At 48.4% G+C, this 13,243-nt stretch carries 6 protein-coding genes; 5 read left to right on the top strand and 1 reads right to left on the bottom strand.

Features of this window, described 5'->3' with window-relative positions:
• The first annotated feature begins 25 nt into the window (after nucleotides 1-25).
• Together uvrA and ACYCS5_RS11825 are read left to right on the top strand one after the other, a co-directional pair.
• A complete protein-coding gene (gene uvrA / locus ACYCS5_RS11830; protein WP_459761094.1) occupies nucleotides 26-2,887 on the top strand; it encodes an excinuclease ABC subunit UvrA in 2,862 nt (953 codons plus the stop codon).
• 405 nt (nucleotides 2,888-3,292) lie between these two features.
• Nucleotides 3,293-4,504 (top strand): hypothetical protein, encoded by a 1,212-nt coding sequence (locus ACYCS5_RS11825; protein WP_459761093.1) that lies wholly within the window; start codon nucleotides 3,293-3,295, stop codon nucleotides 4,502-4,504.
• Between the two features lie 113 nt (nucleotides 4,505-4,617).
• Here the strand turns inward: ACYCS5_RS11825 and ACYCS5_RS11820 are convergent, their stop codons facing one another.
• Complete coding sequence (locus ACYCS5_RS11820; protein ID WP_459761092.1) at nucleotides 4,618-6,243, bottom strand: nitrite/sulfite reductase; 1,626 nt, start codon at nucleotides 6,241-6,243, stop codon at nucleotides 4,618-4,620.
• 360 nt (nucleotides 6,244-6,603) lie between these two features.
• Here ACYCS5_RS11820 and ACYCS5_RS11815 point away from each other — a divergent pair, with 360 nt between their 5' ends.
• From ACYCS5_RS11815 to ACYCS5_RS11805, 3 genes are all read left to right on the top strand, one after another.
• On the top strand, nucleotides 6,604-7,848 hold the full coding sequence (locus tag ACYCS5_RS11815; RefSeq protein ID WP_029514532.1) for a S1C family serine protease: 1,245 nt from the start codon (nucleotides 6,604-6,606) through the stop codon (nucleotides 7,846-7,848).
• A 49-nt stretch (nucleotides 7,849-7,897) separates the two neighbouring features.
• The gene (locus ACYCS5_RS11810; protein ID WP_459761091.1) at nucleotides 7,898-9,811 is read left to right on the top strand and encodes a stalk domain-containing protein; all 1,914 of its coding nucleotides are present in this window, start codon (nucleotides 7,898-7,900) and stop codon (nucleotides 9,809-9,811) included.
• Between the two features lie 770 nt (nucleotides 9,812-10,581).
• Entirely contained in the window at nucleotides 10,582-13,092 is a 2,511-nt protein-coding gene (locus ACYCS5_RS11805; RefSeq protein ID WP_459761090.1) for a U32 family peptidase, read from the top strand.
• Nucleotides 13,093-13,243 lie beyond the last annotated feature (151 nt).

Below are 13,243 nucleotides of genomic sequence, written 5' to 3'. Positions count from 1 at the left end.
AACTACGGCTAAGGAGATGAAACATTTGGCGAATGAAAGCATCATCATCAAAGGCGCACGCGCGCATAATCTCAAAAATATTGACGTGGCGATTCCACGGGACAAGTTCGTCGTCCTGACAGGGCTTAGCGGCTCAGGTAAATCGTCGCTGGCTTTCGATACGATCTATGCGGAAGGGCAGCGGAGGTATGTGGAATCTTTATCTGCGTATGCCCGTCAATTTCTCGGGCAAATGGAGAAGCCGGACGTTGATTCGATTGACGGTCTGTCTCCTGCCATTTCCATTGACCAAAAAACAACAAGTCGGAATCCGCGTTCTACCGTCGGAACGGTTACCGAAATCTATGACTACCTGCGGTTGTTGTTTGCCCGGGTGGGTCATCCTCATTGTCCTGAACATGGCATTGAAATCACGTCACAGACCGTCGAACAGATGGTAGACCGCATTTTGCAGTATCCTGAGAAGACACGACTGCAAATCCTAGCTCCATTGGTATCGGGTCGCAAAGGTGAGCATAAAACACTGTTCACGGATATAGCCAAGCAGGGCTTTGTGCGGGTACGTGTGAATGGCGAACTGCGTGAATTGTCTGAGAAGATTGAGTTGGAAAAGAATAAGAAGCACTCGATTGAAGTGGTCGTAGACCGCATCGTTGTCAAGGAAGATGTGCGTGCGCGTCTGTCTGACTCTATTGAGACGGCATTGAATCTTTCAGGCGGGCAGTTGCTTGTAGACATTATGGGGCAAGAGGAGTTGCGGTTCAGCTCCAACTTTGCATGTCCGATTTGTGGATTCAGCATAGATGAACTGTCTCCAAGAATGTTTTCCTTTAATAGTCCGTTCGGCGCTTGCCCGGATTGCGATGGGTTAGGAGTTAAAATGGTGGTTGACCCTGATTTGCTCATTCCCGATCCTGAAAAAAGTGTGGAAGATGGGGCGTTTCAGGCTTGGAGTGGGGGAACTTCCACTTATTATCCTCAATTTTTACAGTCAGTATGCGAGCACTACGGTATTCCACAGGACATTCCTGTTAGTCAATTGACGACAGAACAAATGAACCTCATTTTACATGGAACGGGTGAGCAGAAGATCCGTTTCCGCTATGAAAATGATTTTGGTCAACGTAAGGAAGCCTATGTGACCTTTGAGGGGATTATCCCCAACTTGGAGCGTCGGTATCGTGATACGGCTTCTGAGGGCATACGTGAATTTATTGAAGGCTTTATGAGTGCAAAGCCATGTAACACCTGTAAGGGACATCGACTGAAAAAAGAAAGCCTGTCGGTAACCATTCAAGAGCGCAATATTGCTTATGTAACAGCCCTGTCTATCGGTGAAGCCTCAAACTTTTTCCATACACTGGAGCTGAGTGAGAAGGAGAAGTCGATTGCCAATCTCATTTTAAAAGAAATTAACAGCCGACTGGGATTCCTCGTTAACGTGGGTCTGGAATACCTGACTTTAAGCCGTGCGGCAGGCACGTTGTCAGGCGGTGAGGCACAGCGTATCCGATTGGCGACACAGATCGGGTCCAGTCTGATGGGTGTGCTTTATATTTTGGACGAGCCTAGTATCGGGCTGCATCAGCGAGATAATGATCGTCTGATTAGTGCTTTGGAGCATATGCGGAATCTTGGCAATACCTTGATCGTGGTGGAGCATGATGAAGATACGATGATGGCGGCGGACTATATCATTGATATCGGGCCGGGAGCTGGAATCCACGGTGGGATGATTATGTCGCAGGGGACCCCGCAGGAAGTTATGGAAGACCCGAATTCCTTAACCGGGCAGTATTTGAGCGGACGCAAGTTCATTCCGGTCAATACCGAGCGGCGCAAGCCTGCTGATAAGTGGCTGGAGATTCGCGGAGCCAAGGAGAACAATCTCAAAAATGTGAATGTCAAAATTCCGTTGGGTGTTTTCTCGGCTGTTACTGGTGTATCCGGCTCTGGAAAGTCGACGCTGGTCAACGAAATTTTGTACAAAACGTTGGCGCGTGATCTGAACCGGGCGAGAGTGCGTCCAGGGCAGCACAAAGAAATTCGCGGGCTAGAGCATATCGAAAAGGTTGTTGAGATCGATCAATCGCCAATTGGCCGTACACCGCGTTCCAATCCTGCAACGTATACTGGTGTATTTGATGATATCCGTGACTTATTCTCGCAGACGAACGAGGCCAAAGTACGAGGCTACAAGAAAGGCCGCTTTAGCTTTAACGTTAAGGGAGGTCGTTGTGAAGCTTGTAGAGGCGACGGCATCATCAAGATTGAGATGCATTTTCTGCCGGATGTGTATGTCCCATGCGAAGTGTGCAAAGGTAGGCGTTATAACCGGGAGACCCTGGAGGTTAAATACAAAGGAAAAAGTATTGCCGATGTGCTGGAGATGACGGTAGAGGATGCGACGGAGTTTTTTGAAAATATTCCGAAGATTCATCGCAAGATCCAGACGCTGATGGATGTAGGTTTGGGGTATATCAAGCTGGGTCAGCCAGCGACTACCTTGTCAGGCGGTGAAGCACAGCGTGTGAAGCTGGCCTCCGAATTGTATCGTCGCAGCACAGGCAAAACCATTTATATTTTGGATGAGCCGACAACTGGTCTGCATGTTCACGATATTGATCGATTATTGACGGTGCTGCATCGTTTGGTTGATTCAGGAGAGACGGTGCTGGTCATTGAGCATAATCTGGATGTGATTAAAACAGCCGATTATCTGATTGATTTGGGACCGGAAGGCGGAAGTGGCGGTGGAACGATCTTGGCTACCGGGACACCGGAGCAACTCGTGAAAGTCGAAGAATCCTATACAGGTCGATACTTAAAGCCGATCCTTGAACGGGATACAGAGCGTAGCCAAGCGCTTCAGACAGTCGATCTATAGATATCGTTTAACGTACGCTTTAAAAGCCCTGCACAGGCAGGAAGGCAGAATACGAACTACTGTATTTATGCCTTCGCCTTGGCAGGGTTTTATTTTTTTTGTAAAAAAAGAAAACTTTTATCAAATTCCTGCGTTAAAGCATGTGACACGTAGTTTACCAAGCGCTGGGATAATAAATCTATACGTATATTCATCGACAGAAAGTCTCTGAGTAGTCTCTAAATTTTGGAGTTTTGGATGTTTAGGTTCGGACTTGAAGAGGTAAATATATAAATCGTCATAGCATCATACAAAGTTCCGTGCCCACGTGACACCATTACAAGTTGAAGCGAAACCGTCTCTAGTTTTATCACATCTAAGGTTCATACAACATCTCTGAGGAAGTCATGAAGGGAGCTGGAACGCTTGAAGGTTAAGCAAAGTAGAGTTTTACGTACACGTGTGTATACATGGGCAGCAGGAGCTGCTTTGGCGGCATGCTTGATGGGATATAGTGCTGCACCGTCCTATGCCTCCGAGGTGTCCGAGGCGTTTGTGCCCAAACAAGCCGAAATCGAAACAAGTGCGGCCATTGGCAGTATTAAGGATTTAGGAAACGCTCACAATTACATTCAACCCACAGCAAATGGTGGGTTTTTAACGCTGAACGTCGAGGACGATACAGAAGCAAGTGTAGTACACGTCACATATGGCAAGCTGGACAGTTCTGTGGAGGCTGTATGGAAACATCAGCAGGATCTGAACGTACAGCCTGGAACAAGCAGCAGGGGAGTCCAGCGGGAGACGTCGGATGGTGGCTTGCTGTTTCTGATTGAATATACAAAACCGAACGGAATACGAGAGTTGCAGGCTTCACGATTGGACGAGGATGGAAACACCTTGTGGTCCAAAACATTACCCACAGATGGCTTGATATCTCATGGGGAGGATTCTCAGGTTGGCTTGGAGCCACTGGAGGATGGCGGTTTCCTGGTCTCCTATCTGAACCTTGCGGAACAGTCCTTCACTGTACTCAAATACACTGAAACTGGCGATATACAATGGAATCGAACGACGGCCGGAGTGACCTCGGGTTGGCTGGTCGGCAGTCACAATGGATATTATGCGCTTTTGAACAGCTCAGATGGTCCCGTGGGGGTACAAGCAGATGTATATGGTCGCGATATCCGTGACATCCATCTGGACTTAGGATCAGGTAAAGAAATTGCCGCAGTACGAGAGTTGCCGAGCGGTCATATTGCTGTAACAGGGCTTAAAGGAAACAGCAAGCGTACACAGGTGCTAAGTAATAGTCTGCAATTATTTAGCAATACAGAGGACTACGGGGCTGACCAGGTGTATCTGCCTGAGGAGCAGCTGTATGTCCAGTTCAGTGATCAATATGATCCACTGGGGAAAACGACGAAGATGCATGGCATCACCATTACAGGCTTGAAAGAAAACGGTACGAAGGTGTGGGAAACGAGGACTCATTATAAGGAGGACAATTCCTTCGGCATCCGGTATGATACGGGATTGATATATAAGATACCTTCAGGCTACGCGGTGGTGACATCTACAACAGGCGCTCATAAACCGACAGTGCTTGATTTTGCGAAAATATTGATACCGGAGTAATCCGGTGTCTTTTTTTTGTGAAAGTGAGGGAGACGATATTGCGGGGCTGTATGGCGATAAGAAACAGCCTGCTTGTATATGGGATACAAGCAGGCTGTTAATAGGCTCTATATTTAGGATGCAACGTGGCTGGACTGTAAAATGGCAGACAGCTTTTCCTGGAAAGTCGGAATACCTACACGCTGTACATATGCGTAAAAGCTTTCGCCAGCGCTCCTGTTTTCTTTGTAGAACAGAATGAGCTCCGCCAGCACAGGTCCAACCTGATCCCCACGTACGCGACCTTTGAGCGCCTTGTTAAACTGGGCGCCTGCCCCAAGCGCTCCGCCGACAGCGATGTCGAACGCGTCGACCAAGCCTTCCGGTGTCTTTATGAGCGAGCCTTGCAGACCGATGTCCGCAATATGCTTTTGACCGCAGGAATTTGGGCAACCGATAAAATGAATGCGCACCTTTTCATCCAATTGTACGTGCTGATCCAAATACTCGGCAACGTCAACCGCCCGTTTTTTGGTTTCCACAATCGCCAGATTGCAAAACTCATTTCCTGTGCACGATACCGTACGACTCATAAAATGCTTGGGTCGTGGTGTCAGGCGTTGCAGCACGGGAGCTTCCAGTAGTTCATCCACTTGCTCATCCGGCACGCCGCTCAGCAAAATATTTTGCGACATCGTGGTACGAATCTGACCATCGCCATAGCGGTCAGCCAGTTCGGCCAGTTCATGCAACTCGTCAGCGCTAAGGCGACCGACAGGCACGTTCAGACCGACATAGTTCAGGCCTTTCTGGGCTTGAGGGTGCACACCGTCAAAATAGGCGGCTTGCCAGCCAATCGTTTTGTCTTCACCTCGTCCGGGCACTTCACCGATGTACTCGGTGAGCTTAGCCAGAAATTTGTCTGGGCCCCAATCGGTAACGAGGAATTTCAAGCGGGCATGGTGCCGCTTTTCCCGATAGCCGTAATCACGGAAAATGGTGGTGACAGCAATAGCAACCTTCAGTACTTCCTCAGGACGAACAAACAAATCCAGAGACTGTGCCATATGCGGCTTGGCGGACAAACCTCCACCAACCATCACATGGAAGCCGATCACTTCTTTTCCGTCGAGGATCTTGGTGGCCGGAGTGAAGGACAGGTCGTTAATTTCAGCCTGTGCATTGTTGTACGTATTACCGGAGATAGACATTTTGTACTTACGCGGCAGATTGGAGAAGTCTCGATTTAATAAGAAAAAACGGTTTACTTCATCTACAATCTCTTGGGTATCCACCAATTCATTGGGATCAATACCAGCCAGCGGATTACCGACAATGGTACGCGGGCAGTCTCCACAGGCTTCGAAGGAATACAAGTTGACTTTTTCCAGTCTTTCAAAAATATCGGGCAAGCTTTCGACTGTCAGCCAGTGGAATTGAATCGCCTGGCGAGTGGTGACGTCCACAAGACCGCGTCCGTATAGCGCGGATATGTCTGCCAGTGCATGTGCTTGTGCTGAAGTCATGATCCCTGTGTTGATGCGGACTCGCATCATGAAATGACCATCCTTGGGCTTTTGCTGATATACCCCAGCCCATTTGAAACGATCCATATCGTCCGCAGAGATCGAGTCATAGCCTTCGTTGGCATAGTTTTCAATAATGGTACGGATAACGTCGAGACCGTCCTTTTCCAGCTTGACTAACTCGAATTTGTTAAGCTTATCGGGATGAGCGTTCCAGATTGGTTCGTAGGCCATTCTTTTAACCTCCTGTAGGTGCTTATTTATACTTTAGTGTTTTGGATAGAGGACTCATGATTTTATTCTTTATTTCCGACAATAAAACTAAGATATAATGTGATGGTATCATAGTTGGTTATGCCCGTAAATGAAGGAATGACCTAAACGGTATAACGATTATTTATCGTTTTTGCTTATTTTTTTGATATAAAGGATTTGGAAAATTTATAATATAAATAGCATGAGAGGACAGGGATGCAGCAAACGGCGCCTTTTAGAAAAAGATAGGGCTTAAAGCGATTGTATACGTGTCCCCTCTATGGTAGATTTGGACTAACTGATAGAACAGGGTCATGTAAGAGAGGGAATGGTGAGTATATGCGTAAGATGGGGAAAAGGGCAGTTGTTCTGGCTTTGGGCAGCGCTCTATGTGTTTCTGGTACGGCAGGTGCAGCCAGCAGTGGGACTGCGTTAAAGGCCAAAGTCATTAATGGTGGGGTCTATGTTAACGTAAGCGATATGAATAAGGCATTAGGAACCAGCGGCGCATATAACAGCGCAAATGGTACATATACGTTATCGGCCGGTCGTGTGCCGCAGGTGGTTAAAAATGTATCTCCTTCTGTGGTCGGTATTATTGGCCGTTCAGCCACGGGAGAGACCGTAGCAGGAGGAGATCGATACAACCTGGCTCACGGCACGGGTGTCATCATTCGTACAGATGGATGGATTGTGACGAATGCGCATGTTATCGAAGGATTAGGTGATGCCGTGGTCGTAACCTCGGACGGAAAATCTTACGGAATCACCGACAGCTATAGCGATCCGATCAGTGATTTGGCATTAGTTAAAATCAAGGCAAGCGGCCTCAAACCCGCTACCTTGGCAGCTTCAACGAACAGTCTACAGGTAGGGGAGCAGGTAGTGGCTATTGGTACGCCTATATCCTTTTCACTTCGCAATTCGGCAACCTCAGGTGTGGTTAGCGGGCTGAACCGTGGTGTCAACGCTGCTTATCGTTTGATCCAAAGTGATACCGCGATCAATCCTGGTAACAGCGGCGGTCCGCTGGTCAATCTCAAGGGTGAGGTCATTGGGATCAATACGATGAAATTCTCGGCGGTCGGCATTGAAAATATGGGCTTTTCGATTCCGGCGGATACGGTGAAATATGTCATCGGCCAATTTTTCAAATACGGAGAGGTTCGGCGCGCTAGTCTTGGTCTAGGGCTGGAAGAAAGCTGGTCAGCTATCGTCGGATTACCTACCGAGGATCCTTTGAAAGTTACGAAAATTACTTCAGCCAATGCCGTTCAGGCCAAAATCAAGGAAGGCGATGAGCTGTATAGTATTAACGGTAAGCGTGTAGCTTCCGCTATTGATGTCAATGAACTGCTTAAAAACTATCAACCAGGTCAAACGGTGAGTGTACTTATGCAGTCTGACGGTGATATTGTGAAGCGCAAGCTGGTACTGACACAGGATAATGGTGAAATCTATGAGTCCATTCAGTCTGGAGAAGATAGTGAAGATTCGAACGGTTCGGAAGCCGCTGAAGATGGTGGTGTAGCGCCTTCTAAGGAAGCATCGGAGCCAGCTCAAGGAGCAACTACTGGAAAGTGAACAATAATGCCTCTTGAATCTATAAAATAAAGCTAAAGGGAGATTTACTGTGAAGCATATTCAAAGAAAAATGATGCGTAAGCTGGGGGTCGGCGCTGTCGCATTGTCCCTTCTGCTTTCCGCTTTGCCAGCAGTTGCAGCAGATCATGATAAAACCATGCTGGAATTACGGTTGCAAAGCGGCAGCAATACAGCCATCGTGAACGGTCATAATGCCAATATTACGAAGCCGTATTCCAAAAGTGGTGCACTGATGGTTCCGGCTGGTGTGTTTAAAAAGGCATTTAACAGCAAAATTCGATTAGCTGAAGATAATGTGGTTAAAATCACTAGCGGAACTCATGTTGTATCGCTAACCATTGGTAGCCGTACAGCGTGGGTGAGAGGTCACCTGGTGACACTTCCAGCTCCACCGGAAATGTCATCAGGTATTCTCATGGTGCCTCTGCGTCAAGTAGCAGAAGGACTTGGCGGTAAGTTGGAGAAGAATGGTGCCGGAATCATTATTCGGATGGAAGCACAAGAAGAGGCAGGCACGGTAGCTGAAGAGACACCGAACATTGATAATGATGAGGGTAAGACACAGATCGGGAACAGTTACTATGACTGGTCTATGAACTATCCAACAGGGCTCGTCATCGGTCAGGGAGGTGGAGATGAGAGTATTTCCACATTTATGGACGAGAACAGTGCGTATTATATGGAAGTGCACACAGCGTCACAGCCGGTTCCACTGAATGCGGACGATCTGCTGCAACAATTGGTGCAGGCAGCCAAGGAAACGGGAGAAACTGTGATCGATCGAAAATCCTTCCCGAAAGCGAAGGTACCTTATGCTCGTGTCATTACGAAGGATGGGGACGGCGTGCTGTGGGAAAATCGTCAGTACTATGACAACGGACGATTGTATGTAGTTTATTTTTCCGATGCTAAAGCAACGAATTATAAAGATCTGGCCCAGTATGCGGGACTTTTAAATTCCTTCAAGACCTCCTTTAATGCGCAGGATAAAAGTATTAAAGACTTGTCTACTGTCGTAGGAGGCACACGCGAGGCCGGGAATCCAGACTACGGTGTGTCACTCAGCATACCCGCAGGCTGGAAAATGGACGATCAACGGATGCAATATGAAAGTAATGATGGATCGAGCTTCCGTGTGAAAGTAACCTCAGCTCCAGCAGATGGAAAATTGGAGAACTGGGGCCAGCAGCTGCAAAAATGGCTGAGCGATTCATTTGTGTCCACGGCTTATGAGGCACAGAAGACGTATCCGCTGGAGGTTGCAGGCGTTCAAGGGTTAGTACAGGAGTACCGCTATAATTTTGGCGATGGATGGGTCAAAGAGTACAATGTGCTGATTCAGCAAAATGGATACCGCTACTTGGCTGAATACGCAGTGCCTGAAAAAGTAAGCAAAGGAAATGATCAGTTCAATGCGCTCATTTCCTCGCTTCAAATCGATTTTCAAACCGTAGCGAGTAACTTTGGACAGTTGGAAGAAGACGACTATTTGACAGACAAAACGAAAACGGTCAAAAAGACGTCAAAAGCCTATGAATATACAGTGAATATCCCACGATATTGGACCGCGATTAGCGATCAATTTGAATTGGGCGATGTAGAGTACCAGTTTACCGGAGGACGTTTTTCCATCAAAATCGACAACGACCAATCATTTGAACTAACGGTATCCCAGCTCAAGGACTTCTACGATAAGCAAGCAAAGAACTACAAAAACCTCAAAGTTGAGGAAGTTAAGGACGTAACATTTGCTGGTGTTCCGGCAGTGTCCTTTACATTCCATCGTATCGAGGAAGGCATTGGCTACACAGGCCACCAATTGGTTTTAGAACGTGACGGAAAAACGTATACCGTGACAACGACATTGAATGATGCGAACAACACGGCTATTCAGTCTAACGCACTGGATTCGACGTTAAATTCGTTTAATTTTGTGAAGTAAGAGGGTGTAGGTAAGAGATTAGCGAGTTATGGTGAGAGCGCTACGCGTGCCATTTGATCCTACGATCGCTGTTGACCCGGGATTCTTGGATTGTATAAGGATTTAATATGTAAGAATCCCGGGTCAAAGGCGAACGCTGACGCTTCTACGGATTCAAATGGCCCGCTTCGCTGGCGCCCGCCAAATACCACCAATCTTTTGATGAGTGAGGTAAGCAGGGAAGAGCGAAGGCAGATATTTACGGTACTTAGATCAGCCAATACGAACCCCTTTTCTCGGATTCATTGTCTGGTACGCTGTTAGCGTCAACGAGGATACCGTATTCTAAAAAGGCTGGTGTAGCTTACTAGCGCTCTAAATTGCCTAGTCTTCATCACTATTTGGCTTCCTGCTCGATAGTACTGATTACTTCGTTGTTCCTCTTGTTCTATAGGATTCTTCACCTCCAAAGTACCGTTTGACGGGAATGGGGGTGTTTTTTATGTTTTAGTAAGAGGATTTTTATGAGGAATCGCTTGGAAAGTGTAGAAGCTTGGGACGCAGTCTGGTACACTAGATTAGTTACAAGATAAGAATAACTATGCCGCAAATGTTCGTGATGCGGATTTTTTGAGTTGGATGCCATTTATCCCTCGAGCCAGTGGTTCAGAGTGGGGATGATCGGATAGGATGATAATTCATAGGGCTATAAAATAAGCAGCATCGCTGCTCTGGAAAATAACGTTTAACTCAAGGTTAATCAGTTATTTCTCCATATAGGGAGGACAAAAATGAAATCAGTAGTACGAAGAGAAGATGTTGAGCTTCTGGCACCAGCCGGTGACTGGGATTGTATGCGTGCGGCGGTGGCAAACGGGGCTGATGCGATCTTTTTCGGGGTGGAAAAGTTCAACGCACGGGCACGGGCGAATAATTTCCGCATGGAGGAACTGCCTGAAATTATGGCGTTTTTGCATAGCTATGGGGTTAAAGGTTTTTTAACATTCAATATATTGGTATTTGAAAACGAGTTGGAGGACGCTAAGGAGCTGGTCGATGCCTGTATTGATGCTGGAGTCGATGCTTTAATTGTCCAGGATATGGGCCTGGTGAAAATGATCCGCGACATTTCACCGGATTTTCCGATTCATGGTTCTACCCAAATGACGATTACCTCGCCGGAAGCGGTAGAGTTTACAAAGCCGTACAATATGGAACGGGTCGTGCTTGGACGTGAAAACAACCTGAAACAGATCCAAAAAATAGGCGATCAGGCGAGACTTCCAATGGAGGTATTCGTACATGGAGCATTATGCGTATCTTATTCTGGCCAATGCCTGACTTCAGAAATGTGGGGCGGCCGCTCTGCTAACCGTGGTGAGTGTGCACAGGCATGTCGTTTGCCTTACGATCTGATGGTGGATGGAGAGCAGAAGCCAATGGCAGATGTGACGTATCTGCTGTCACCTAAGGATCTAGCAGCGATTGACCTGATGCCTGAACTGATCGACGCGGGTGTGGTTTCTTTTAAAATTGAAGGGCGACTGAAAACACCTGAATATGTGGCAAATGTGGTCAGCAAGTACCGCAAGGCCATTGATAAGTATTTTGATGGAGATACATCCAAGACGAGCAAAGAAGATATCCGCGAGCTGCAGCAGAGCTTTTCACGCGGCTTTACGCACGGTTTTCTCGAAGGAACCAATAACAAGAAGCTGGTTGACGGGACGTTCCCGAAAAGCCGGGGGGTGTATCTGGGCCGAGTGGAACAAATCCTTCGTGATGGCGTAGTGTGCCGTATTGATGCACCGCTCAAGCGTGGCGATGGTATTGTATTCGATGCGGGAGATCCCACGCAAAAAGAAGAAGGCGGACGCGTATACGATATCCGTCGCAAGGGCGTGAAGATTGAAGGCGAAGCCGGAGAAGGCTGGATCATTGACATTGTAGCGGGACGCAACGATGTCGATCTGCGCCGTGTACACGTGGGCGATCGCATTTGGAAGACCAACGACCCGGCGCTGGACAAGCGTCTGCGCCAGTCGTACGACACGGACAAGCCGTACCGGGTCTTCCCAGTACATGTGCGGGTCAGCGGCTCCCCAGGACAACCGCTGTCGACATGGTGGACCGACGTGCAGAAAGGCACAACGGTCCGCGTGGACTCCGAGCTGGAACTTGAAATTGCCCAGAAGCGTCCGATGACGCACGAACTGCTCGAAGAGCAGTTCGGCCGACTGGGCGGAACGGTGTTCCAGCTGGAAGAGCTGGACGTCCATCTGCATGGGGACGTCATCGTGCCGATGCGCGAGCTGAACGGTATCCGCCGTCAGGCGGTGGAACTGCTCGCGGGCGAGCGTCCCAAACCGCCCGTGTACACGAAACGGGCGGTCGAGGTGTATGACGATGCATCGGCTCCGGCATCGTCTGTGGCACGCGGTCAGGCAGAGCTGACCGCGTTGTGCCGCAGCCTCCCTCAGGTGGAGGCTGCGCTCGAGGCCGGCGTGGAATTCATCTACGCCGACTTCGAGTTCATCAAGCAATTCCCAGCAGCCGTAGAGGCTGTGCACGCTGCAGGCCGCCGAATTGCGCTGGCGACCCCGCGTATTCACATGCCGGGTGAAAATGGCTACCACAACAACATCCTGCGCCTAAAGCCGGATGCTGTGCTGGTACGCAATCCAGGGGCACTGTATTTCTACTTGCGACATCGGTTGGAGAACCCGGACGCACATCACCCGCAATTGATTGGTGACTTCTCGCTGAACATAGCCAACCATAAAGCGGCTGATCTGTTCCTGGATTCCGGCTGCGACCTGGTTACGCCTTCGTACGATCTGAACATCCAGCAAATGGTCGATATGCTCAGACGTACGCGTACCGATAAGCTGGAGATCGTGATCCAGCAGCATATGCCAATGTTCCATACTGAACATTGCGTATACTGCACCTTTATGAGTGAAGGCACCGACTACACTAACTGTGGACGTCCGTGCGAGGACCATCGCGCATCCCTGCGTGATCGAATTGGGATGTCTCATCCGGTCCGTGTGGACGAAGGCTGCCGCAACACGGTGTACAACGCGATTGAGCAATCCGGCGCGGAATACCTGTCCAACTTCCTGGAGCTGGGCGTGTCCCGTTACCGTGTGGAATTTTTGGAGGAGACACCGGAGCAAGTGCATGAGGTTATTGATCTTTATAACCGTGCCCTGCGCGGAGAAATCAGCGGAACACAAGTATGGAAGACGCTGAAAGCGACGAATCAGTTGGGTGTTACACGTGGGCAGCTGGTGAAGTAAATAACTGTATATTTGTTCGGGAGCCAGAAAGATTCCGGCAGCATAATATATTCATATAGAAACCAAGTGATTAGAAGACATGTTCTCTTTGAGGGAAGATGTCTTCTTCTATAACCTATCAAATTCATCTATCTTCCTGTTATAATCATAG

This window comes from Paenibacillus sp. SEL3, assembly GCF_054602585.1.
This window is presented reverse-complemented; position numbering and strand designations above follow the sequence as displayed.